The sequence below is a fragment of the Streptomyces sp. CB03234 genome, from assembly GCF_001905885.1.
Classification (GTDB): Bacteria; Actinomycetota; Actinomycetes; order Streptomycetales; family Streptomycetaceae; genus Streptomyces.
This window is the reverse complement of the sequence record NZ_LIYH01000002.1, coordinates 264,216-287,771: the sequence shown is the minus strand read 5'-3', so window position 1 is coordinate 287,771 and position 23,556 is coordinate 264,216. Positions and strand designations below refer to the sequence as shown.

The following is a 23,556-nucleotide window of genomic DNA, read 5'->3' as shown; positions in this document are numbered from 1 at the left end:
CGGGGGGCAGTACAGGGTCGAGACGGGGTCGAATATCAGGGACGGGCCAGGGTCGCGGAAGGTGCCGACGCGGCTCACGGGCCGTCACCATGGACGTATGACGCGTACGACCCCCACCCCCGCCCAGGCCGAGGCCGAGGCCGATGGAGCACCGGCCCAGCCGCCGCTGCGGCGCACGCCGCGGCGGAAGGTCGTGGCCGGGGTGTGCGGAGGGCTCGGGCGGTACTACGACCTCGACCCGGTGATCTTCCGGGTCGCGATCGGTGTGCTGGCCGTGACGGGGGGCCTCGGGCTGGTCTTCTACGGCTTCGCTTGGCTGCTGATCACGGCCGAGGACGAGGAGGAGAACGAGGCGCGGCGGCTGCTGTCGGGCCGGGTCGACAGCGCCTCGCTGGTCGCCCTGCTGATGGCGCTGGTCGGTTGCGGCCTGTTCCTGTCGATGCTCGGCAGCAGCAGCACCATCTCCTTCTCACTGCTGCTGATCATCGCCGTCAGCGGGGCCGCCGTCTGGTCGCAGCGGCGCCGGCTGGGCGAGGGCCACGAGGCGGCGGCGCACACGGCGGCGGCACACACGGTGGCGGAGGCGCCGCCGGAGACGAAGGCCCCGCCGCCGCCGGAGTCCCCGTCGTGGTGGCGCGAGCCGATCGTCAAGGACGGTACGTCGGGGCCGGTCCCGCTCGGCTATCTGTGGGGGCCGGAGGACGGCGCGGGGGTGGAGGACGCGATCCTGGCTCGCCCCTCGAAGAGCGCCGGGGCGGGCGCCGTGCCCGCCGCCGCCCGTGGCCCGCGTTCCCTGGGCGGCCCGGTCCTCCTGCTGGCCCTGGTGGCGGGCGGGCTGGGCACGGGACTGTCCTGGGGGTCGCAGCCGCTCGGGGTATGCCTGCAGATCGGGCTGGTGTGCGCGCTGGTGGTGTTCGGGCTCGGGCTGGTGGCCGGTTCGTTCCTGGGCCGGACGGGGTTCGGCACGGTGTTCATGACGGTGGTCACGGCCGTGCTGCTGGCGGGCGCGGCGCTGATACCCCGGCAGATCGACACGGATTGGATACGTGCGGACTGGAGACCGGCGGCCACGGCGGATCTGCGCCCCCGGTACGAGCTGGGCACCGGCGTCGGCACCCTCGACCTGTCCCGCCTGGCCGTTCCGGCGAAGCAGACGGCGCGCACCGCCGCGGAGGTCGGCGCGGGCCGCCTCCATGTCGTCGTACCGAGGAACGTGACCGTGAAGGTGCACGCCGAGGTGGGGCTCGGCGATCTGCGCCTGCCGGCCGACCCGGCCAATGACATCGACGTCGCCCCGGACCGCGAGGCGACCCGCACGATCGCCCCACCCAAGGGCGTGGCCCCGGCAGGCACGCTCGACCTCACCCTGGAGGTCGCGCTCGGACAGGTGGAGGTCACCCGTGCTACGTCATGACGAGCATGGCGAGCAGGGCCGCCGCGGCGAATGGCGCCATGAGTTCCGCCCCGGCCGGCTGGTCGTGGGGGCCACGGCCCTGGGCATCGCGGCGCTGTACGGGGGCGACGCGGCACGCGCCTGGGACACGCCCTGGTACGCGGCGCTGCCGTCGCTGGTCGCGGGGCTGGTCCTGTCGGGCGTCGCCGGCTGGATCGGCTACCGCGCCCGGCGCCGCCGCGCCGCCAGGGCCGCGTCGAGCGACAGCAGCGGAGCGCCGGCCAGCACCAGCGGCAGCCACGCCATCAGGTAGGCGAGGTCGTTGCCGTAGTAGTACGGGTCGGACTGCCAGCTCACGGTCAGCCACAGGCTGAGCGAGATGAGCGCCCCGCCGGCCGCGGCGAGCCTCGCCAGCAGTCCGACGAGCGTGCCGATGCCGACGGCCAGCTCGCCGAAGGCGATGCCGTACCCGAACCCTTCCGGGTTCTTCAGCGCCAGGTCGACGAGCCACGGCACGGCGGAGGAGTCCCGGACGGACCGCATCGTCTCGCCGATCGAGCCGGTCCCGGAGGCGGCCATGAACCGGTCGTCGGTGATCTTGTCGAGTCCGGCGTAGACGAAGGTGACACCGAGGAAGACCCGCAGCGGCAACAGCGCGTACCGGGAGGCGGTCGCCTTCCAGCCGCGCGGCCCGTCGGCGCCGCCCCCGTAGGTCGCTGTCGTCCGGTAGGTGTGCGCCATTGCCGGCCTGCCTCTCCACACGGCTGTCCCCGGGACCGATTCTCCTCGGCATCCCCGTGCAGGGATACGCGGCGAACGGCACGTGGGTTCAACGGCGGCCGGCCGCGTCGGCACGTGGGTTCAAGGTCGGCGGCCGGCCGCGTCGGCACGTGGGTTCAGGGGCGGCGGCCCGTCACGCGGACACGTCCGGTCCAGGGGCCGGCGGCCCGTCACGCGGACACGTCGATGACGACGCGGTTCGTCACCGCGCCCGAGGCGGTGACGACCTGGATGTCCGTCCAGCCGGGAGGGACGTCGGCCGGGACCGGGACGGTGAGGGTGGTGTCGGTGGGGCTGGTGAAGCCGCCCGGTGCCGGGACGAGCGGGACGTGGACATGGACCGGTCCGATACGGACGACCGTGCGGGTGAGGTGGGCGGGCGTCGCCGCTCCGGGCGGTACGAAACCGGCGCCCCGGATCTCGATGTCGTCGCCGGTCCGGAGAGGGGCGTCCGGGGCGCCGGGCCCCGGGGCGCGCACCACGGAGAGGATGACGGGCCGGACGCCCTCGGCGCACTTGGCGGCCAGGTAGGTGGCGGCCGAGAGGGCGACCAGGGCGACCAGCGCCCACGGCAGGTGCGGCAGCTCGCCGGGGCGCCGGACCAGCCGGGCGGCGGCGAACAGCACCGCGAACGCCGACACCAGCACGTACTGGGCGTCCGCGAGGCAGGCGCGCCCGGCGTCGTCGCACAGCAGGTCGGCGGCGCGCGGCCGTTCGGCGCGCACCTTCTGCACCCGCTGCGCCAGGATCCGCACGGTCACCACCTTGCGTACGGTGACGGCCACGGCGCACACCAGGGCGAGCGCCGTCAGCAGCCGGGCACCGCCCGCGAGCCCGACCCCGCCCCCGCCCCCGGCGGCGCCCTGGAGGGCGAGGTGGAGCGCGGCGAACACCGCGAGGAGCACCCACGCGGCGGCGACCGCCCGGGACGTCGACAGCCGGTTGTCCTCGCCGATCAGGGGCGCGAGGAGCCCTCCGTACGCCCGGTGCACATGGGCCGCGCCGGTCAGCAGGGCGCCCACGCATATCGCGGCGGCCAGCCCCGCCGTGCGCGCCCCGGTCCATCCGCCGCCGGCGCCACCGTACGGCGCGGCGGCCACCGCGTGCCCCGCCAGCAGGACCGCGACGGCGCCCCACACCGCGTACGGCGTGCCGCGCCACACCGCCTGCGGCCATGCCTCGCCGAGCGCCCGGCCCCGCTCGGCGAGAGTCCGCGCATGCCGGCCGAGCTCGTCGGAGACCCAGCGCCGTGAGGCCCCGTTGGGGAGGTCCGGCACACCCTCGCCCGCCGCCAGCCGGTCCCGCCGGGCCCGGAACGCGGCCACCGCCCGCCGGTGCTCCTCGCGTGCCCCGTGCGTACATCCGCCGCACCGCCTGGCCCCGTACACCGCCATGGCGCCCCCTTCCGTGTCTCAATCGGCGTCTCAACCACCCGACAGGGAAAAGGAATTCTTTCCTATGAACGCCACGGCCCGCGCCCCGCTCACACCTGCCCCAGGGGTGAAAGACACACCCGGAAGTTGACTGTCTACGACAGGAGTTCGGGCTCCGAGCGGCTGATCTGCCGCCACAGCGGCTGGTAGTTGATCCAGGCGACCAGATCGCTGCCGAGCCGCTCACGCGTCGCGACCGCCTCCCGGTGCCCGATCGGCACCGGCTTGCCGGCCGCCCGCGCGGTGAGCTGCACCTGGCTGCACCGCTCCATGGTGATGAACCACCAGGCCGCCGCGTCCACCGAGTCGCCGACCGTCAGCAGCCCGTGGTTGCGCAGGATCACGGCCTTCCGGCCGGCGAGCGCGGCCGCGATCCGCCGCCCCTCGGCGGCGTCCACGACGACGCCCGTGTAGGCGTCGTACAGGCAATGGTCCTCGTAGAACGCGCACGCCTCCTGCGTGATCGGCTCGATCAGTTCCCCCAGCGCGGCCAGCGCCCGGCCGTACGTGGAGTGGGTGTGCGCGACGGCCACGACATCGGGCCGCGCCCGGTGCACCTCGGCGTGCACGGTGAACGCGGCCTGGTTGACGTGCTCGGTCCCCTCGACGACCTGTCCGTCGCCATTGACCAGGAGCAGGTCGCAGGCGGTCAGACCGGCGAGCGGCTCACCGAAAGGGTTGACCCAGAAGCAGTCGGGGAACTCGGGGTCCCGCGCGGTGATGTGCCCGGAGACGCCCTCCTCGTACCCGAACCGCGCGAAAAGGCGCAGCGCGCCCGCCAGCCGCCGCTTGCGGTACGCCCGCTCGTCGGCGACGGACGCGTGGCTGGGCGGCATCGCGAAGTGCAGCCGCTCGACGGGTATGGGCACCGGCTCCGGCGTAGGTGCTTCGGCTTCGCTCATGGCCGGAAGTTACCGCCGGTCACGTCAACTGACCAGAGATGGAGGTGCACCCCATGAAGGGCGCCGACCGTACCTCGCTCTCCCCGCTGGTCGGCCTCCTCGACCTCGAACCGCACGTCGAGGGCGGCTGGTTCCGGGAGACCTGGCGGACGACGGGCTCGACCACACCGCACGGCTACCCCGGCCCCCGTACGTACGCGACCGGCATCTACTTCCTGCTGCACCCCGGCGAAAGCTCCCCCTGGCACCGCGTCCGCTCCGACGAGCTGTGGCTCTGGCACCGCGGCGGCCCGCTCCGCCTCGCCCTCGGCGGCGAGGGCGACGCCCCGTCCGAGCCCTGGGACCTCGTGCTCGGCCCGTCCGTCGAGACCGGCGAACAGCCGCAGCTCCTCGTCCCGGCCGGCACCTGGCAGTCGGCCGAGCCGGCCGGCACCGAGCCGGTCCTCGTCACGTGCGTGGTCGCGCCGGGCTTCCGGTACGAGGACTTCACGCTCGAAGCCGCCGCCCACAGGAAGTAGGCGACGGCTTCGGTCAGGCGCGGGGCGGGATCACTCCCACTCGATGGTGCCCGGCGGCTTCGACGTCACATCCAGCACGACCCGGTTGACGTCCTTCACCTCGTTGGTGATCCGCGTCGAGATCTTCGCCAGCACGTCGTACGGCATCCGCGTCCAGTCCGCCGTCATCGCGTCCTCCGACGAGACGGGCCGCAGCACGATCGGGTGGCCGTACGTGCGCCCGTCGCCCTGCACGCCCACCGACCGGACATCGGCGAGCAGCACGACCGGGCACTGCCAGATGTCGCCGTCGAGCCCGGCCGCCGTGAGCTCCTCGCGGGCGATGGCGTCGGCCTCGCGCAGAAGGTCCAGGCGCTCCTTGGTGACCTCGCCGACGATACGGATACCGAGGCCCGGTCCCGGGAAGGGCTGGCGCTGGACGATCTCCGCCGGGAGGCCGAGCTCCTGGCCGACCATCCGGACCTCGTCCTTGAACAGCTTGCGCAGCGGCTCGATCAGCTTGAACTCGAGGTCCTCGGGGAGCCCGCCCACATTGTGGTGCGACTTGATGTTCGCGGTACCCGTACCGCCGCCGGACTCGACGACGTCCGGGTAGAGCGTGCCCTGGACGAGGAACTCCACCGGGTGGTCGTCCGGCGCCTCGGCGACGATCTCGGCCTGGGCCTGCTCGAAGACGCGGATGAACTCGCGGCCGATGATCTTCCGCTTCTCCTCGGGGTCGGAGACCCCGGCGAGCGCCTCGAGGAACCGCTCCTGCGCGTCGACGACCTTCAGCTGGACGCCGGTGGCCGCCACGAAGTCCTTCTCGACCTGCTCGGTCTCACCCTTGCGCATCAGGCCGTGGTCGACGTACACGCAGGTCAGCTGCGAGCCGATGGCCTTCTGTACGAGGGCGGCCGCCACCGCCGAGTCCACGCCGCCCGACAGGCCGCAGATGGCGCGCTTCTCGCCGACCTGGGCGCGGATGGCCTCGATCTGCTCCTCGATGACGTTGCCGGTGGTCCAGTCGGGACGCAGACCGGCGCCGCGGTAGAGGAAGTGCTCCAGGATCTGCTGGCCGTGCGTGGAGTGCATCACCTCGGGGTGGTACTGCACGCCGTACAGCTTCTTCTCGTCGTTCTCGAAGGCCGCGACCGGCACGACGTCCGTGGACGCGGTGACGGTGAACCCGTCCGGGGCGGCGGAGCAGGCGTCGCCGTGCGACATCCACACCGGCTGCTCGGCCGGGGTGCCCTCGAAGAGCGTGGAGCCGGTCTTGCTGACGTGCAGCGGCGTACGCCCGTACTCGCGCGCGCCGGTGTTGTCGACGGTGCCGCCGAGGGTCGTGGCCATCAGCTGGAAGCCGTAGCACATGCCGAAGACGGGGACGCCGGCCTCGAAGATCTCACGGTCGAGCTGGGGTGCGCCCTCCTCGTACACGGAGGACGGGCCGCCGGAGAGGATGATCGCCTTCGGGTTCTTGGCCAGCATCTCGGCCACCGGCATGGTGGACGGGACGATCTCGCTGTAGACCCGGGCCTCACGGACGCGGCGGGCGATGAGCTGGGCGTACTGCGCGCCGAAGTCGACGACGAGTACGGCGTCGGGCGCGGCAGCGGGATTCGCTGATGACACTACGGCGGCCTTCCGGCGGGAGGAGCAGGAGGAGTCTGTATGTCGATTCTACCGGCGCGACCGGGGGAGCCTTTGTCTCACCATCCGAACCCGCGCTTGTCCCGCTCGGCGGATGGTCCATACTTGCCGCATGCGCAAGCTCTCGACCTTCGTCTTTACCTATGGCACCGGGCCCGTCCGGCTGCCATGGTCGTGCTGCTTGAGCCACTGACAAGCGACTTCCCAGGCGCCCCGGGCCGACAAGGTCCGGGGCGCCTGTTGCTTTTACCGGACCTGGTCGCCGGCCCGGGCTCCACCCACCAAAGGAGCCCCCGCCATGACCGCAGTGCACACCGACCGGACCGGCGCCCGCACCGACGAGGCCGCCGACGTGATCACGGGCGCGCGTGAGCGCATCGACGCGCTCGACGACCGGATCATCGGTCTCATCCAGGAACGGATGGCCGTCTCGGCCGTCATCCAGGAGGCCCGGATCTCGTCCGGCGGCCGGCGCGTGAACCTGGCGCGCGAGATGGACGTGCTGGCCCACTACAGGGACGCGCTGGGCAAGCCGGGTACGTCGCTGGCGATGACGATGCTGGAGCTGTGCCGGGGCCGCATCTGAGTTCGGGCGCGCTCTCACCCGTACGGCGCGTGACCGCTCCGGCACGGCTTCGTTGGATCGGTTGTCCGTGTCAGCCAGGGGCGGAACGAAGAAACCACGCGTGGCTCCGCCGGGGCGTGTGGCGTACCTCATGAGGTACGTCGTGGGACCTCGCACCGGCGTGCGTGACCGGACGGCAGGGGACAGCAGCCCGGTCACCCGAAAAGGCGGTCGGCTCCGGGGACGCCCGGAGCCGGCCGCATCCGGTCCCCACCGTTGCGTCGGCCACGGCCGTCCAGCACGATGCGAACGAGCCCGGTCCCGCCGCACCACCGTGTCCTGGCCCGCCCGTACGACCCACGACCACTGCCACCGAGCGGCGCTACCCCCCGGCGCCGCCTCCCTCGGCACCGGCGCTGCCCTGACGCCGGTGCTGACGGCCAAGGGCCCCGCGGAAGCGTTTCCGCGGGGCCCTTGTTCTGCGTGTTACGAGGCGTTGGCGCGGCGGCGGGCGACGACGAAGGTCGCGGCGCCCGCGGCGAGGAGGGCGGCGGCGCCGGCGGTGGCCGGGAGGGCGAGGGAGCCGGTGTTGGCGAGGCCGCCGCCGGTCTGGGTGGTCGGGGTCGACCCGCCGGTGGTGCCGGTCGTGCCGGTGGTGGTCGTACCGCCCGTCGTCGTGCCGCCCGTGGTGGTGCCGCCGGTGGTGGTCGTGGGGCCGGTGGTGGTCGTGGGGCCGCTCGTCGACGAGCCGGTCGTGGTGGAGCCGCCCGTGGGGTCCGTGCTCGGGTCCTTGGGGTTCAGGACCAGCTGGGCCGTGTTGTTGGCGGCCTTCGGGTCGAAGGCCGGCTCGGGGTGGCTGAGGAAGGTGTTGCGTACGGTCACGGCGCCCTTGGCGTCCGGGACGACCTTGTCGATCTTCAGCTCGAAGGGCAGCGCGAAGTCCTCGTCCTCGAACACCCGGATCGGTGTGTCACAGAAGTAGCGCGGCGCGCCCAGCGGCTCCTCGCGGTACTCCCCCTTGGCGGTACGCGGCTCGCAGCGGGCCGGCTTCTCGGTGACCGTGGCGCCGGCGGGGACGGTCACGTCCACGGTGGCGACGGGCTCGCCGGAGCGGAGGTACGCGATCCAGGCGGGGCCGCTGTTGCGGAACCCGACCGTCGCCTCGACCGTCTCGCCCGCCATGGCGGTGAGCTGGTCACCGTACGCGGCGAAGTCGGCGGTGTTCGTGGCGCGGAGGTCGACCTCCTGGTGGTTGTCCGCCGGTTCGAGGTCCGCCGCGCGGGGGGTGGCCGGCGCCTTCTTCAGGGTCAGCTCGGGGCCGGCGCCCTTGGCGGCCTTGCGGCGCGGGCCGCTCTGCTCCTCGACGCGGTGGGTGAAGATCTCGATGTACGCGTGGCCCGTGGCCTTCAGGCGGATCGGCTCGGCCAGCGTGTACGTGGCGCCGGGCTCGAACGTACCGGGGAAGCCGCAGACCGCCGTGGTCAGACCCGTGGTCTCGGTGTAGTCACAGTTGGCGTACCGCCGCGTGTAGTCGAGGCCGTGCGAGGTCGTCAGCGTGAGGCGTACGCCGTCGGCGGCGGCCGTGCCGGTGTTGGTGAAGGTGAGCGGGGCGTCCTGCACCTGGCCCGGCGTGACGTCGCGCTTGAGGCCGAGGGGGTGCATCACGAGGTCGGGGCCGCCGACGGTCACGCTGGTCGAGAACGACGTGAACGTCGCGCCCTCCGCCGTGCCGGTGACCTCGATGGCTCCGGTGGCGCCGAGCGCGCTGCCCTTGGCGGCGGTGACGTCCAGCTCGGCGACGCTGCTCACGCCCGCGGGGATGCCGAAGGCGTCGGTGCAGACGCCCGTGGTGCCGGTGATGGTGCAGTGCGCGCTGCCGGTCTCGCCGAAGCGGACGTCGGCGACGCCGGCCAGGCCGCTCAGGTCGAAGGTGACGGTGTACTCGCCCTCGAAACCGCCGTTTCGCCCGTCCTCGCCCGGGTTGTCGACCGTGACGTCGATCGTGGCCCCCTGCGGTTCGCCGGTGGCCGGATAGGGCCGCAGGCCCACCTCGGCGGGCCCGTCGAGCGTGAGGACCGGCTCCTCGGCGGCGTACGCGGCGGGGGCGGCGCTCAGCACGGCACCGGCGAGGAGCCCGGCGGCGGCGAGGGAGGCGGAAAGACGTCTCATCTGGGGACCTCTGGTTACGGCATACGGCGTGACTCTCGAGCACGGGTTCGACCAGGAGGCGATCCGGATGGTTGCGCGGCCGGAGATCACGGATTGGGCACGGGGAGCGCACCGGCAGATGGTGTGACGCGGCACACATAAAGTTCTCGTCAGGTGGCGTGCAACCATTCCCGCCAGTCACGGGTCATGTATGCGGAACCAACGGCCACACCCGTGAGACCCCACGCCGGGTCGGCCCCCACGACACCGTGCCGCACTAGGCGGTACGCCTGGACTTCACTGAGGTCTTCATGAAGCTTCGCCGCGCCATGGCGGTCGCCGCCGCGACCGCCGTCATAGCCCCTGCCGCCTTCCTGGCGGCTCCGGCCGCGTACGCGACGGACGGCACCACCAGCACGACCTCCACCTCCGGCTCCACCGGCGAGACGGAGACCGGCACGACCGGCGACACCACGACGACCGACGACTCCGCGAAGACGGACGACGGCGCGACGACGACCGAGGACGGCACCAAGACCGAGGACGGTTCGGCGACCGACGACGGCGCCGCCACCACCGAGGACGGTACGAAGACCGAGGACGAGTCCACCAAGGACGAGGGCTCGAAGACCGAGGACGACACGACCCCGGGCGACACCGAGACCGGCACCGAGGACGGCGCCCAGAAGCCGGGCACCGAGACCGGCAAGGACGAGGAAGAGGTCGTCGACGAGGAAGAGGAGATCATCGAGGAGGAGGTCTGCGAGCAGGCCGCCGTCGATGTCTCGCTCTCCAACCTCCCCGGCAAGATTGTCGCGGGCAGCGGCTGGAAGAACTTCCAGCTGAACGTCAAGAACAACAGCAACGAGGCCCTCGACGACGTTGTCGTCGGCGCCTGGGCGTCCTACAAGAAGGACCTTGACGAGGAGGCCTACACCGACCGCCTCGTCGAGAAGTACACCAAGATCGAGTACAAGCTGCCCAACGGTGAGTGGGAGAACGGCGCCATCCTCGCCGGCGGGAACATCGGCCTCTTCTTCGACATCGTCAACCTGAAGAAGGACGAGAAGCGCACCATCCAGCTGCGCATCTCGATCGACAAGGCCGCTCCGGCCGGCGCCGCCCTCGGTTTCGCCGCCACGGGCTACGACAAGAACGACGAGTGCTACGAGGACTACGCGTCCTACAGCTTCGAGGTCCTGGCCGCCGGCAGCAACGGTGGTGACGGTGGCGAGGCCAAGCCTTCCGACGAGAAGCCTGCCGACCTGAAGCCGCAGGGCGGCTCGAACCCCATCAAGGTCGAGGGCGAGCTCGCCGAGACCGGTTCCAGCTCGATGCTGCCGACCATCGGTATCGCCGGTGGTATCGCCATCGTCGCCGGTGCCGGTGTCGTCTTCGCGCTGAAGCGCCGTAACAGCGGTGCCACCGCGTAACACGCGTACCGCATAAAGCACATAAAGCAAGAGAGGCGCTGCACTCGGAGGGGGGTGCAGCGCCTCTCTCATGTCCCGTCACGGCTTGGGCGGGACCGCCGGGATGCCGAGGAACGGGAGCTTCAGGGCGCCGAAGGCGTTCGCCGGGACCGCCGGGGACTTGGGGGCGATCGGGGCGAGGCGTTCGTAGGACGCGGACTGGTCCGGGCGCGGGTCCTGCTCGCCCTTGTTGGGCCAGAAGGACATGGCGCGCTCCGCCTGGGCGGTGATGGTGAGGGACGGGTTCACGCCGAGGTTGGCGGAGACGGCCGCGCCGTCGACGACCGAGATGCCGGGGTGGCCGTAGAGGCGGTGGTACGGGTCGATGACACCGTCCTCGGCGGACGCGCCGATCGCGCAGCCGCCCAGGAAGTGGGCGGTGAGCGGGGTGCCCATCAGTTCGCCGACGTTGGAGCCGGCGAAGCCGTTGATCTCCTCCGCGAGGAGCGACGCGGCACGGGTGCCCTCGGGGATCTGCTTCGGGTTGGGGGCGCCGTGGCCCTGGCGGGCGGTGAGGAGGCCCTTTCCGATGCCGTCGCGCTTGCGGTAGGTGGTGAGGGAGTTGTCGAGGGACTGCATGACGAGCCCGATGATGGTCCGCTCCGACCAGCGGCGGTTGGACAGCGAGCGCAGCGTCAGCAACGGGTGGCGGGCGACGTTGCCGAGCCAGGCCCGGACCCGGCGCTCCGCGTACGGGACCTGGAGGATGGACAGCGACCCCATGGCGTTGGAGCCCTTGCCGTAGCGGACCGGTTCGATGTGGGTGGTGGCGTCCGGGTGGATGGACGACGTGATGGCGACGCCCTGGGTGAAGTCCACGCGCTTGTGGCCGTGCCGCTTGCGGTAGCGGCGGTCGGTGGTCTGGGACCCGACCAGCGCCTCGGAGTTGGTACGGGTCAGCTCGCCGAGGCGGGCGGAGATACGGGGCAGCTTCCCCTCGTCCTTCATCCGGTGCAGGAGCGTCTGGGTGCCGTACGTGCCGGCCGCGACGACGACGTACCGGCAGCGCAGCGTCCGGGGGGTGGCCTTGCGGCGGCGGTGTGTCGGGACGGTCGAGACGGCGTAGCCGTCACCCGACGGGTCCTCGGTGACGGCGGTGACCGTCGTCATGGGGTGGATGACGGCGCCGGCCTTCTCGGCGAGGTACAGGTAGTTCTCGGTGAGGTTGTTCTTGGCGCCGTGCCGGCAGCCGGTCATGCACTCGCCGCACTCGGTGCAGGCGCGGCGGGACGGGCCCGCCCCGCCGAAGTACGGGTCGGGCACGGGGGCGCCCGGCTTGGCCTTCGCCGTGCCGTCGGCGTCCTTGCCGTCGCCGAAGAAGACCCCGACCGGGGCCAGGTGGAAGGTGTCGCCGACACCCATCGCCTGGGCGGCCGCCTTGAGGTGGACGTCGGAGGGGGTCATGGTCGGGTTCAGCCGTACGCCCAGCATGCGCTTGGCCTGGTCGTAGTAGGGGGCCAGTTCCGCCTGCCAGTCGGTGATGGACGCCCACTGCTTGTCCTTGAAGAACGGCTCCGGCGGTACGTAGAGGGTGTTGGCGTAGTTGAGGGAACCGCCGCCGACCCCGGCGCCCGCGAGGACCATCACGTTGCCGAGGAGATGGATGCGCTGGAGGCCGAAGAGGCCCAGGGCCGGGGCCCAGAGGTAGTTCTTCACGTCCCAGGAGTTCTTGGGCAGCGTCTGCGGGGTGAAGCGGCGGCCCGCCTCCAGGACGCCGACCCGGTAGCCCTTCTCGGTCAGGCGGAGGGCCGAGACCGAGCCGCCGAAGCCGGAGCCGACGACGATGACGTCGTAGTCGTACCCGTCAGGCGATTCGGCCTGGTTCCGGGCAGGGGGTACCTGGGGCATGGGCTCTCCTCGTACCGAAGGGGAAGGGTCTAGCGGAAGCGGAACGCCTTCATCAGGCGCAGGCTGCGGCTCATCAGCGCCGCGTACTGCTCGTCGTCCATACCGAAGGAGGGCGCGAGCGGGATCAGCCGCTGCTGCGCCACCGTCTGGGCCTCGGTGTACTTGAGGATGCCCTCGGAGCCGTGCCGGCGGCCGAGGCCCGAGTCCTTCATGCCGCCCATCGGCGCCTGGACGCTGCCGTACGCAGGGGCGTACCCCTCGTTGATGTTGACCGTGCCGGTGCGCAGCTTCGCGGCGACGGCGTGGCCGCGACGGCCGTCCCTGGTCCAGACGCTGGCGTTGAGGCCGTACGCGGTGGCGTTGGCGCGCTCGACGACCTCGTCCTCGTCGCTGAAGCGGTAGATCGACACGACGGGGCCGAAGGTCTCCTCGGTGCACACCGCCATCGGTTCCTGGACGTTGTCCAGGATGGTCGGCTCGTAGAAGAGCGGGCCGATGTCGGGCCGGGCGACGCCGCCCGCGATCAGCTTCGCGCCCTTGGCGACGGCCTCCTCGACGTGCCGGGTCACCGTCTCCAGCTGCCGCTCGCCGACCAGGGAACCCATGTCGGCCCCGTAGGCGAGGGAGTTGCCGAGGCGCATGGCCTTGGTGCGGGCGGCGAAGCGCTCGACGAACTCGTCGGCGACCGACTCGTGGACGTACAGCCGCTCGATGGAGATGCAGAGCTGGCCGGCCGAGGAGAAGCAGGCGCGCACGGCGCCCGCGGCGGCCTTCTCCACGTCCGCGTCGTGGAGGACCAGCATGGCGTTCTTGCCGCCCAGTTCGAGGGAGACGCCGACGAGGCGGGCGGCGGCGCCCTGGGCGACCTCGCGGCCGGTGCGGGTGGAGCCGGTGAAGGAGACGTAGTCGGCGTGCCTGACGACCTCGGGGCCGACGACCGGGCCGTCGCCGAGGACGACCTGGAAGACCTCGGCGGGCAGACCGGCCTCGATGAGCAGGTCGCGGGCCCACAGGGCGGTCAGCGCGGTCTCGGTGTCGGGCTTCATGACGACCGCGTTACCGGCGACGAAGGCGGGCAGCGCGTCGCCGACGGAGAGTTCGAGGGGGTAGTTCCAGGGGGCTATCTGCCCGACGACCCCGCGCGGCTGGCGCAGCTCGGTGACCTTGGTGAGGGTCGGTACGACGCCGGTGTGGCGCCTCGGCTTGAGGTACGCGGCCGCGCGGCGGCCGTAGTGGCGGGCGGCGACGGCGACGGCCTGGACCTCTTCGTGGGCGTGCAGCCTGGCCTTGCCCGTCTCCAGCTGGATGAGGTCGAGGACCTCGGCCTGCCGCTCCAGGACCAGGTCGTGGAAGCGGAGGAGGACGGCGGCACGCGCGCGTACGGGCGTCTTGGCCCAGACCGGCTGGGCGGCGCGGGCGCGGGCGAACGCCTCGGCGACGTCCTCGGGGGTGGACTCGGGCAGGTCCGCCAGCTTCTCGCCGGTGAAGGGGGTGTGGTTGGCGGTACGGCCGGACCCGACGACGCCTCGCGTGAGCTGGGCGACCACTTCGGGCGTGACCACGTCGGCGGCGGTACGGGCACCGGCCGGGGCGGGGGCTGTCGGGTTCGTGCCGAGGGGCGTGGCGGGGGCCTGCGTGTCCGTCGTGTCCGTCATGGGGTCCGTCATGGGGGCGAGGGTATTCCGGATACGGGCCGCGCGGTACCCGCCGGTAACAGCTTTTCACCGGGCGCTCACACCGTGCCAGTGTTCGCTGGCAAATAAGCCCTGATCAGGGTCGGGCCCTCGGGGTTCAGGAGTGCCGCACCCGGAAGGAATCGAGAACGGTGTCGAAGTGACGCTTCAGCTCGTCGAGCCGGGCCACCGGCGCCGAGACCCACACGTCGTACATCCGCCCGCCCTCGTCCCAGCAGATGTCGTAGGTGCGCCGCGGCCCCTCGGCGCGGGAGAAGCCGTTCCAGGTGAACTCCCGCAGGGCGGCCGGGAGACCGTTGTGGGTGGTCGGGGTGACCTTGGCCGCGCGGTAGCCGGGGTTGGTGTCGGGTCCGTTCGCGTGGGCCCGCCGCATGTACCCGAGAGGGCCGTCGGCAGCCGGGGCCTGGATCCGGATACCGATCCGGAAAGCCTTGTCGGACGACGTGTAGTAGACGCGCCTGTCGTCGGTGGAGCGGACGTACCCCTGGGGCACGGTCACCGTGAAGCCACGCGGGTCGGAAGTGGATCGGTATCCGGTTGGTACGCGGGCGTGGGTGGGGGTCGGGCTCGGTGTCGCACTGGCGCTTGCGCCGGGACCCGTGCCGGTGCCGGGACCCGTGCCGGTGCCTGTGCCGGCCGCCGCGCCGGGCGTGTTGGGGACGGTGGGCGCGCCCGGTGACGGTGACACCGTGGCCGTCCAGTGGTCACCGCCGCCTCCGCCGCCCCCGCCTCCGCCGTCACCGCGCAGGAGCAGTACGCCCGCCGCGCCCGCCCCGGCGAGGGCCACGAGCAGTACGGCGGCCACCAGCGGCGTACGGCGGAGCCGGCGCCAGGCGGGATGGGCGGCGTGCGGGGGCGTCGCGTCCTCGTGCGGCGGGACGGCGTCGGAGCGGTCGCGGTCGCGGTCGCGGTAGTGGGCGCGGTCGCGGGAGCGGGCGCCGGGGCGGTTGTGGGCGCGGGGGCGGGTGCGGTGCGGGACGGCGTCGGTGGGCGCGGGCCGGGCGGCGTCGGCGCGCGACGGGCGCGCGTCGGCGTACGGGCCGGCGGCGCCGGTCGCCCTGCCGGTGTACGACAGCGGGACGTCGTCGGCCGGTTCGGGCCCCTCGTGCCGGGGCCCCTCGTACCCACGCGGTTCGTACCCCCGTGGTTCGTACCCACGCGGTTCGTACCCACGCGGTTCGTACCCACGTGTCGCGGCACGATCCGACCGCGCGTACGCCCGCAGCAGCCGTTCCGCCTCCGCCGCGCCCATCCGCCGCGCCGGGTCCCGCTGCAACAGGCCGCGTACGACCGGCAACAAGGGCCCCGCCGCCGCGGGGGGTCTGAAGTCCTCCTCGACGACCGCGTGCAGCACGCCGCCCAACGAGTCCCGGTGGAACGGCGACTGGCCGGTCAGCGTGGCGCACAGCAGCGCCCCGAGCGACCACAGGTCCGTCTCCGGACCGGCCTGCGCGCCTTGCATGCGCTCGGGCGCGGTGTACTCGGGCGAGCCGACGAACATCCCCGCTTCCGTGATCGTCGTCGAGCCGGCCAGCTGTGCGATGCCGAAGTCGGTGAGGACGACCCTGCCGGTCCCCTCCTCCAGCAGCACATTGGCCGGTTTCAGGTCCCGGTGCAGGACGCCCAGCGCGTGCGCGGCGCGCAGCGCGCTCAGCAGCGCGAGACCGATGCGGGCCGCCTCACGGGCGTCGAGCGGACCGTGCGTCGCGATCCGCTCGGCGAGCGAGCCGCCCTCGACCAGCTCCATGACGATGTACGGGACGCCGTCCTCCTCGACGACGTCGTGGACGCAGACGATGTGCGGGTGGTGGACGCGCGCGATGGCACGAGCCTCGCGGAGGGTGGGGTGGACGGCGGTTCCGACGTCCACATGGAGTTCCTTGACGGCGACGCGGCGGCCGAGCAGCTCGTCGTACGCCCGCCAGACGGTGCCCATGCCTCCCCGCCCGAGCCGGGCCTCCAGCCGGTAGCGTCCGACGATCCGCCGCTGCTGCCCCGATCCGGACACGGCACATCCCCTCTGCTCGCGCCGAGGGTCACTCCTCGGCGGGACGCCAGCCGCGCAGCATGATGTCGAACTGCTCCCGGGTCTCCGGCCAGTCGGCCGCGGGAGCGGACATGAACAGCGCGTACTCGGTTCCGTCGTCCGCGTAGTACACCTGGTCGATCGCGTGCCGCTCCCCCGCGTTGGCGTTCTTCTCGACCCAGGTGAACTCCCACAGACAGGATTCCAGTTGATCACGGAACGTGTTGGAGTGCAGCTCCTTCCGCTCATACTGGGGAAGCCGCTTCTTCAGCCCTTTCTCGATATCGAGCATGTGAAGGCAGGGATTCTCGAAGTCCGGTGAGGCGTCGACGCTGATACGGATGAGGTGGCGGCCGTTGTCGGGTGTGTAGTCGATCTGACCGTCCTGCGTCCGGCGCTTCCAGCCCTCGGGTACGAGAAGGCTGAAACCCGACGGGTCCTTGACCCGCTCCCAGCCATCCGGAACGGTCTGTGCCGCCCCGTCCCGGTGGGCGGCGGCGTCGTCGTTCCGGGTCGTGTCGTCGTTCCCGTACCGCATCACGGCGAAACCCGCGGCGCTGCCCACGACGGCGGCGAGGACGGTCACGAGGACGGCCGTGCGCCAACGGCTGCGGGGAGGTGACGGATTGTGGGCGGCGGGAGTGGCGGTGGCGGCGTCGGCGTCGGCCTGGTCGCCGGTGAGGCCTGGGGTCGCGGGGGCACTCGTGGCGCCCGCCGTCTCCTCGCCCGTGGCCTTCCGGCCGGGAGCCTCCGCCTCCGAGGCGCCGTACTCCGAGGCGCCGTACTCCGAGGTGCCGTGCCTGCCGTGTTCAGGGCTGCCGTGCTCCCGGCTGCCGTGATCCGGGCCGCCGTGATCCGACCCCGGCGGTCCCGCGGTCGCGGCCGCCAGGTCCTCCCGGCTCATGGACCGCGTCGGGACGTACGCCTGGGCGGCGGCCGGGGCGCGGCCCTCCATCGCCTCCAGCAGCATGCGTTCGACCTCGGCGGCGTCCGGGCGGTCGGCCGGGTCCTTGCGCAGCAGCGCGGTGATGACGGGCCCGAGGGCGCCGGCGTGCTCGGCGGGCGGTGGCTCCTCGGTCACCACGGCCTGCATGACGCTGAGCGGCGAGGTGCGATGGAAGGGCGGCGTGCCCTCCACGGCGGTGTAGAGCGTGGCGCCCAGTGACCACAGGTCGGAGGCGGGGCCGGGGTCACCGCCGCGTACCCGCTCGGGGGCCAGGTACTCGATGGAGCCGACCAGTTCTCCGGTACGGGTGATGGTGGAGTCGCCCTCGATGGCGGCGATCCCGAAGTCGGTGAGCAGGACACGGCCGTCGCGGGCGAGCAGGACGTTGCCCGGCTTGACGTCCCGGTGCAGCACTCCGGCGGCGTGCGCGGCACGCAGCGCGCCCAGGACGTGCAGTCCGATGCGGGCCGCCTCACAGGCGTCGATACGGCGATTTTCGGCCGCCTTGGCGGCGTCGGCGAGCGAGGGCCCGTCGACGTACTGCATCACTATCCAGGGCCGGTCGTCGTGCTCCAGGACGTCGTGGACGGTGACGACGCCGGGGTGGGTGATGCGGGCGGCGGCCCGTGCCTCCTTCTGCGTACGGGCGTGGAGGACGGCCCGGTCGGCCTCGGAGACGTACTTGCCGGCCGTGAGCTCCTTGACGGCGACGGTCCGGTGCAGCACTTCGTCGTGGGCGCGCCAGACCTTGCCCATGCCGCCGCGGCCGATGGTCTCGCTCAGCCGGTAGCGCCCGGCGAGTACGCTTCCCGCGCCCATGCCTTGAGAGTGTTCCACTGTCCCCCGCTCGTTCCTTCGGAGGACAGGTTACGGAGGGTTGCGCCGTGGCCGAAACCTCGGGGTTGCCAAGGAGACCGCTCTGTGATGCGTAGTTGGGGTTCCGGGAGAGTTTCGGACGCATTTGTCAGGACGTGCGCGTGGAGCGGTAGACCCCGACCGCCTGTTGGTAGATCTCCGACACCTTGTCACGCTCAGTTTCCGGGCCGATGACCTGGACGACGTGGTAGCGGTCGCCGACGACGAGCGCCAGGTTCCGGACGTACACCTCACGGCCGTTGGCGTCCGACCAGGTGAACTGCCCCTCCGCCATGACCTGTCGGCCGACGTCTATCCGGCGCAGCCCGGAAGCGGTCGCCCAACTGGACTCCCGCCAGGGCTGCAGCTCGCGCTCCTTGGTGCGCTGGTACTCCAGGGGGTCGCTGCCGTTGGCCTGGACGGTGTCCCGGCCGGGGACGACGATCAGGGTGAAGTCGCCGCCGGTGTACCGGACCTGGCCCACGTCGTTGATGGGGCTGCGCCGCCAGCTCTTGTCGACACCGATACGGAAGCCCTCCGGGTCGTCGCGCACGGCGTAACCGTCCGCCATGTCGGGTGAGCCGGCTGGGTCGGAGGAGCCGGAGGAGCCGGGGCTGACGGTGTTGGTGGAGGGTGCGGGGCCGCTGGGAGTGGGCTGTTGTTGCTGTGGGGCCTCGGTCCGCTGTGGCGGCTGCTGGGGCGGTTGGGGCTGCTGAGACGTTTGCGGGGCCTGGCCACGGGGCTGCGGTTCCGCCTTGGGCATGAACATCACGGCGTACGCGATGGCGGCGGCGAGCGCGAGCAGTATGACGAGCAGGAGCGTACGGCCGAGGGCGCGCGGGGCCCGGGGGGCGTTGGTCCCGGGCTTGGTCTTCTTGGTGTGGCGGTGGCGGCCGTGGGTGGTGCCGGGAGCGCCGGGGCGGCGCCTGCGGACGAGTTCGCCCCGGCGGCGTACGACGGGCAGGCGGGCGGCGTCGACGGACGGCATCGGCACGACGGCGGTACCCGCGTCGGGCTCGGGTGCCGAGCGGATGAGCGAGCGCAGCCAGCCGCGCAGCTCCTCGAAGTCCGGCCGCTCGGTCGGGTCCTGGCGCAGCAGCGACTCGACGACCGGGCGCAGCGGGCCGCACTCCTCGGCGAACGCGGGCGGCTCGGCGCACACCATCTGGACCAGCTCGGCTGCGCTCTCCTCGGGGTACGGGGCGTGGCCCTGGACCGCGCGGTAGAGCAGCGCGCCCAGCGCCCACAGGTCGGTGGCGGGGCCGATCGGCGGCGCCAGCTGCCAGGTCTCGTGGACCGGCCCGGCCTGTTCGGGCGCCCATCGCTCCGTCACGGCTCCGACGACGGCGATCCGGGCCTGGCGGGCGCGCTCGGCGGCGAGCGGCGTGGCCGGGCCCCGGTACGCGGGGGCGGGGGCCGGGGCGCCCGCGACGACGTCGTCCCAGCGGCCCGGTCCGGCGGGGCCGGGGGTGGGGCCCGGGGCGGGGTCGGGGGCGTGCGTCCGGCGCTGGGCGTCGGCGCGCAGCGCGTCCCTGGTGCCGTACGGGGAGACGCCGCCGCCCGCCGGAACGGAGCCGGGGCCGTGGCCGGGGCCGCCCGGCCCGTCGCTCCAGGTGCCGGCCAGCAGGGCACGCCGGGGGGCTCCGCGGTCGGCCTCGCCCTCGCCGGTGTCGTCGTCCTCGTCGTCGTCCTCGTCGTCGTCCAGGTCCGCGGCCTGCGCCCACCACCGCGGTTCGTATTCGTCCTGGGTGCCGCCCGCCGGGGCCGCGGGGCCCCTTGGCGGGGGCGGCAAGGAGAGGGCGGCGCCCGCCTCACCGGCGCGGGCGGCGGCACGCGCTCCGGCCCGGTACGCGGCGATGGCACCGGCCCGGGCGGCACGGCTGTCCGGCGCGGGGCGGCCCTCCGGCGCAGTGCGGCCGTCCGGCGCGGGTGCCTCCGGGAGCGTGGGCGCGGCCAGCTCGTACCCGGGCGCGAGGGCGGGAAGAGGCGGCACGGGGGCCGGTTCCGAAGCGGCCGGTACGGCGTGCGGGAAGTCGTCGTCGGCGTCCGGGTCCGGGTCCGGGTCCGGGACCGGGGCGTACCCGCACAGAGCCTCTTCCGCGGCGCCCGCCGCGAGGCCCGTGAGCACGACCCGTCCGTCGTCGCAGACCAGCACCGTACGCACCGTGATGTTCCGGTGGACCCAGCCGTGCGCGTGGAGCGCGCGCAGCGCGGTGAGCACGTCGGAGCCGATCTCGGCCGCCCGGTAGGGATTCAGCGGCTTCTCCGCGAGCAGCGCCGCCAGCGGGCGGGCCGCCACCAGTTCACTCACTATCCACAGCGACCCGGCCTCGGCGAAGACGTCGAAAACCTGGTCGAGCCGGGGGTGGTCCGGGATCTGCGCCGCTGCCTGAGCGGCCTCGATCGCCCGCCGTACCGCCGGATCGGACGACCTCCGGACCGCCCGGCCGGTCGCCGGTCTGCGCGGCGGCACGCGCGACCCGGCCGGTACGCCCGAGACGTCCGGGTCCACCACCTCGGCGTCGACGACCTCCGGCAACGGAAGCTGCCGGACCAGCACTTCCTGGCCGCTGTAGGTGTCAAAGGCGCGCGTCTCGACGAGTTCGTACTCGTCGGAGGGCGGCAAGGGCAGGCGGTAGCGGTCGGCGAGCACCCTTCCCGCGTAGTCGTCCACGACGCCGCCTCCCCACGAGCGCGCTGTCCCCCGGCTTCCAGACCGTACGAAACCGTCAAAACCGGTCGTCCCGCGTGCAGTTACCCGCCCATTCCGGCTGCGTACGGTCTACGAGCTCTCACGATACGTGGCCCTGGTCAGTCCTTGGGGCTGAACGTCGCGAACGCCGTGTCCCGCAGCGTCCTGCACTCCGCGCCGTCCCACTCGGCGGCCTTGCAGGTGATCATGATCGCGTAACCGCGTCGGGCATCGACCTTGAAGCCCCGGTTGAGCACGCGTACCCGTTCACCGTTCTGGTCACGCTCGAACTTCCAGTCGGCGGCCGTCGGATAACCCTTGTAGTCGACCTTCTCGATGCCGAGGTGCTTGTAGCCACTGACCCGGAATCCGACTGCGGCGGACTGCCATGCCTTGACGGCGTCGTCCTTGGGGCTGCTGCCGAAGTCGACCTGGACGCGCGGGAAGCCGCCCTTCTTCTCGCTGAATATCCCGCCCGAGTTGTCCCCCGCTATGGCGTGCATGCGGAAGCTCGACGGCATGGCCATGGTGAAGTGGAACTGGTCGTTGCTGACCATGGCGTACCCGGCCGGCAGCGACGCCGCGCCGTTCCCCGTCCCTTCGGACGGCTTTGCGCCACCGCTGCCGTCGCCGCCCCCGCCGCCGGGTTGTTGGCCGTCGGGCTTGGTCTCGTCCGGCTTGGCCTCGTCGGGCTTGGCGTCGTTCCCGTTCCCGGCGGTGGCGCCCTGGGCGACCGCGGAACCGGCCGACGCGGTCCGGTCGGTGCCGGGCGTGCCCTGGCCGTTCGCGCCCGGCTCGTCGCCACCGCTCAGTGCGATGGCCAGCACGGTGGCGACCACGGCGAGCGCGACGACGACCGCGATGACCACGAGCGTGCGGCGCGAGACCACGTCGGTGAGCGGTGCCCGCGTGGGAGCCACCGGCGCGGACCGGTCGGCGGTCTGCGGCGGGGTGGCGGGCTCCGCCTTGGCGAACGCCGCCGCGTTGCGTACGGAACGCAGCGCGCCGCGCACCCGCTCCGCCGCCGGGTCGTCCACGCCCTTGGGCTTGGCGGTGGTCTCCTCACCGGGCAGCGGCAGCAGGGGCACGATGCGCGTGACCTCGGGCGACGGCTCGGACACCGGCGGCGCCACGGGCGTCTCGGGCGCGTGGATCACGTCATTGAGCAGGACGCGGGCGCCGGCGTCGTCGAGCCGCTTGGCCGGGTCTTTGTGGAGCAGGCCGTAGATGACCTCCTCCAGCGGGCCCGCGTTCTTCGGCGGGTCGAGCTGCTCGGTCATCACGGCGGTCAGCGTCGCGATGGCGGAGCCCTTGTCGTACGGCGGGCAGCCCTCCACGCACGCGTACAGCAGGCCGCCCAGCGACCACATGTCCGCCGCCGGGCCGGGCTTGTGGCCGCGGGCCCGCTCGGGCGAGATGTACGAGGGCGCGCCGACGAGCATGCCCGTCGACGTGATGGACGGGTCGCCCTCGACCTGCGCGATGCCGAAGTCGGTGAGGACGACCCGGCCGTCGTCCGCGATGAGGACGTTGGACGGCTTCACGTCACGGTGCAGGATGCCCTCGCGGTGCGCGGAACGCAGGACGTCGAGGATGGCGAGCCCCACCTCGGCGGCGCGCCTGGGCGTGAGGACGCCGTCCTCGCGGATGGCGTCGGCGAGCGACTTGCCCTCGATCAGCTCCATGACGATCCAGGGGCGGTCGTCCTCGTCGACGACGTCGTAGACCGTCACGGCGCCGTTGTTGCGGATCCGCGCGATCGCCTTGGCCTCGCGGAGGGTACGCGTGATGAGGCGGCGCTTCTCGTCCTCGTCGATGCTGTTGGGGAAGCGGAGTTCCTTGACGGCGACGGTGCGCCCGAGCGTCTCGTCGACGGCCCGCCAGACGGTGCCCATGCCGCCGCGTCCCAGGACGCCACCGAGCCGGTACCGTCCCGCGAGCAGCCGCCCTTCGTTCGTGGGCCGCGCACCTGACGCCGTACCGGCCCGGTCACCGCCGCGCCCGCCGCCGGCCTCTCCGGACGCCTTGCTTCCGTCCCCCGGCTCCTTGGCACCCTTGGCCGAACCCGACCGCGCCCCGGGCACCGAACCGCCCGTACCCGAGGCCCCGGACGCCTTGCCGGACGGCTCATCAGCCCCGGAACCGGACGTGGCCGCACCGGCACTCGCACCCGCGCCGCCCTTGCCCGACCGGGGGGCGGGCACCGAAGCGTCCGCGTCCGCGTCCGAGCCCGTACCCGAGTCCGAGCCCGTACCCGCATCCGCATCCGCACCCAAGCGCGAGTCCGAGCCCGAGCCCGAGCCCGAGTCCGCGTCCGCCCCGGCGCCGGATGTGTCGCCCGCGTCCTTGCCCGAGGGGCCGCCGGACTCGTCGGCCGCCGCCTCGGCGCGGCCCGCGCCCAGCTTCATGGTCGCGTCCTTGACCGGCCCGGTGCCCGACGTGGCGGGTGCGTCCTCGGCCGGTTCGGCGCCCGGTTCCGTGTCCGGCCCGACGTCCGCCCCGACGCCCGGCTTCGCCGCGTCCCGCTGAGGTTCCCGAGCCGCGTTCCGCGACTGCTCCGCTCCCGACATGCGTCCCCTCTGCGATCCCTGATCCTCGCCCGCGCCTGCCGCTTCCGCGCGATGCGGTAACCCGCCCTGGAAGAGCGTCCAT

Annotated in this window: 16 protein-coding genes; 5 read left to right on the top strand and 11 right to left on the bottom strand. The window is 72.8% G+C overall.

Annotated elements, in window-relative coordinates; genetic code table 11:
- Positions 1-97: 97 nt before the first annotated feature.
- Both AMK26_RS08135 and AMK26_RS38525 read left to right on the top strand, forming a co-directional pair.
- Positions 98-1,414: a PspC domain-containing protein gene (locus AMK26_RS08135; protein WP_073753599.1), complete on the top strand. Its 1,317-nt coding sequence runs from the start codon at positions 98-100 to the stop codon at positions 1,412-1,414.
- Positions 1,401-1,706, top strand: a complete 306-nt coding sequence (locus AMK26_RS38525) for a hypothetical protein (RefSeq protein WP_073753597.1) — start codon at positions 1,401-1,403, stop codon at positions 1,704-1,706. Before AMK26_RS08135 ends, AMK26_RS38525 begins: the two co-directional genes overlap by 14 nt.
- Here AMK26_RS38525 and AMK26_RS08125 read toward each other — a convergent pair.
- The 3 genes from AMK26_RS08125 to AMK26_RS08115 all read right to left on the bottom strand — a co-directional run bounded on the left by AMK26_RS08125 (position 1,613) and on the right by AMK26_RS08115 (position 4,508).
- Positions 1,613-2,134 carry a DoxX family membrane protein gene (locus tag AMK26_RS08125; RefSeq protein WP_073753595.1) on the bottom strand — a complete coding sequence of 174 codons (522 nt, stop codon included), beginning with the start codon at positions 2,132-2,134 and terminating at the stop codon, positions 1,613-1,615. The genes AMK26_RS38525 and AMK26_RS08125 overlap by 94 nt on opposite strands.
- A gap of 209 nt (positions 2,135-2,343) precedes the next feature.
- A complete protein-coding gene (locus AMK26_RS08120; RefSeq protein WP_073753593.1) occupies positions 2,344-3,567 on the bottom strand; it encodes a hypothetical protein in 1,224 nt (407 codons plus the stop codon).
- Positions 3,568-3,701: 134 nt separating this feature from the next.
- A complete protein-coding gene (locus AMK26_RS08115; protein WP_073753591.1) occupies positions 3,702-4,508 on the bottom strand; it encodes a class II aldolase/adducin family protein in 807 nt (268 codons plus the stop codon).
- Between the two features lie 53 nt (positions 4,509-4,561).
- On the opposite strand from AMK26_RS08115, the gene AMK26_RS08110 reads away from it, so the two are divergent.
- A complete protein-coding gene (locus AMK26_RS08110; RefSeq protein ID WP_073754715.1) occupies positions 4,562-5,026 on the top strand; it encodes a cupin domain-containing protein in 465 nt (154 codons plus the stop codon).
- Between the two features lie 30 nt (positions 5,027-5,056).
- Here the strand turns inward: AMK26_RS08110 and guaA are convergent, their stop codons facing one another.
- The gene (gene guaA / locus AMK26_RS08105) at positions 5,057-6,640 is read right to left on the bottom strand and encodes a glutamine-hydrolyzing GMP synthase (protein WP_073753589.1); all 1,584 of its coding nucleotides are present in this window, start codon (positions 6,638-6,640) and stop codon (positions 5,057-5,059) included.
- A 316-nt stretch (positions 6,641-6,956) separates the two neighbouring features.
- Here guaA and AMK26_RS08100 point away from each other — a divergent pair, with 316 nt between their 5' ends.
- A complete protein-coding gene (locus AMK26_RS08100; protein WP_073753587.1) occupies positions 6,957-7,244 on the top strand; it encodes a chorismate mutase in 288 nt (95 codons plus the stop codon).
- Positions 7,245-7,709: 465 nt separating this feature from the next.
- Here AMK26_RS08100 and AMK26_RS08095 read toward each other — a convergent pair whose 3' ends face one another.
- Positions 7,710-9,392 carry a hypothetical protein gene (locus AMK26_RS08095; protein ID WP_073753585.1) on the bottom strand — a complete coding sequence of 561 codons (1,683 nt, stop codon included), beginning with the start codon at positions 9,390-9,392 and terminating at the stop codon, positions 7,710-7,712.
- 290 nt (positions 9,393-9,682) lie between these two features.
- Here AMK26_RS08095 and AMK26_RS08090 point away from each other — a divergent pair, with 290 nt between their 5' ends.
- Positions 9,683-10,804, top strand: a complete 1,122-nt coding sequence (locus AMK26_RS08090) for an LPXTG cell wall anchor domain-containing protein (protein ID WP_079277494.1) — start codon at positions 9,683-9,685, stop codon at positions 10,802-10,804.
- Between the two features lie 78 nt (positions 10,805-10,882).
- On the opposite strand, the gene AMK26_RS08085 is transcribed toward AMK26_RS08090, so the two are convergent.
- The 6 genes from AMK26_RS08085 to AMK26_RS08060 form a co-directional block, all read right to left on the bottom strand.
- Positions 10,883-12,691 (bottom strand): GMC oxidoreductase, encoded by a 1,809-nt coding sequence (locus tag AMK26_RS08085; protein ID WP_073753583.1) that lies wholly within the window; start codon positions 12,689-12,691, stop codon positions 10,883-10,885.
- A 29-nt stretch (positions 12,692-12,720) separates the two neighbouring features.
- Entirely contained in the window at positions 12,721-14,358 is a 1,638-nt protein-coding gene (locus AMK26_RS08080) for a succinic semialdehyde dehydrogenase (protein WP_073753581.1), read from the bottom strand.
- A gap of 124 nt (positions 14,359-14,482) precedes the next feature.
- Positions 14,483-16,393, bottom strand: coding sequence for a serine/threonine-protein kinase (locus AMK26_RS08075; RefSeq protein ID WP_073753579.1), 1,911 nt, complete (start codon positions 16,391-16,393; stop codon positions 14,483-14,485).
- Positions 16,394-16,421: 28 nt separating this feature from the next.
- The gene (locus tag AMK26_RS08070) at positions 16,422-18,176 is read right to left on the bottom strand and encodes a protein kinase domain-containing protein (RefSeq protein WP_443333151.1); all 1,755 of its coding nucleotides are present in this window, start codon (positions 18,174-18,176) and stop codon (positions 16,422-16,424) included.
- Between the two features lie 145 nt (positions 18,177-18,321).
- Positions 18,322-20,886, bottom strand: coding sequence for a protein kinase (locus AMK26_RS08065; protein ID WP_073753576.1), 2,565 nt, complete (start codon positions 20,884-20,886; stop codon positions 18,322-18,324).
- A gap of 137 nt (positions 20,887-21,023) precedes the next feature.
- Positions 21,024-23,474: a serine/threonine-protein kinase gene (locus AMK26_RS08060; RefSeq protein ID WP_073753575.1), complete on the bottom strand. Its 2,451-nt coding sequence runs from the start codon at positions 23,472-23,474 to the stop codon at positions 21,024-21,026.
- Between the last annotated feature and the right edge of the window lie 82 nt (positions 23,475-23,556).

Coding starts and splice junctions, on each gene's coding strand:
- AMK26_RS08135 (WP_073753599.1), top strand. CDS start 98: ATGACGCGTACGACCCCCACCCCCGCCCAGGCCGAGGCCGAGGCCGAT.
- AMK26_RS08125 (WP_073753595.1), bottom strand. CDS start 2,134: ATGGCGCACACCTACCGGACGACAGCGACCTACGGGGGCGGCGCCGAC.
- AMK26_RS08120 (WP_073753593.1), bottom strand. CDS start 3,567: ATGGCGGTGTACGGGGCCAGGCGGTGCGGCGGATGTACGCACGGGGCA.
- AMK26_RS08115 (WP_073753591.1), bottom strand. CDS start 4,508: ATGAGCGAAGCCGAAGCACCTACGCCGGAGCCGGTGCCCATACCCGTC.
- AMK26_RS08110 (WP_073754715.1), top strand. CDS start 4,562: ATGAAGGGCGCCGACCGTACCTCGCTCTCCCCGCTGGTCGGCCTCCTC.
- AMK26_RS08100 (WP_073753587.1), top strand. CDS start 6,957: ATGACCGCAGTGCACACCGACCGGACCGGCGCCCGCACCGACGAGGCC.
- AMK26_RS08095 (WP_073753585.1), bottom strand. CDS start 9,392: ATGAGACGTCTTTCCGCCTCCCTCGCCGCCGCCGGGCTCCTCGCCGGT.
- AMK26_RS08090 (WP_079277494.1), top strand. CDS start 9,683: ATGAAGCTTCGCCGCGCCATGGCGGTCGCCGCCGCGACCGCCGTCATA.
- AMK26_RS08085 (WP_073753583.1), bottom strand. CDS start 12,691: ATGCCCCAGGTACCCCCTGCCCGGAACCAGGCCGAATCGCCTGACGGG.
- AMK26_RS08080 (WP_073753581.1), bottom strand. CDS start 14,358: ATGACGGACCCCATGACGGACACGACGGACACGCAGGCCCCCGCCACG.
- AMK26_RS08070 (WP_443333151.1), bottom strand. CDS start 18,176: ATGGGCGCGGGAAGCGTACTCGCCGGGCGCTACCGGCTGAGCGAGACC.
- AMK26_RS08060 (WP_073753575.1), bottom strand. CDS start 23,474: ATGTCGGGAGCGGAGCAGTCGCGGAACGCGGCTCGGGAACCTCAGCGG.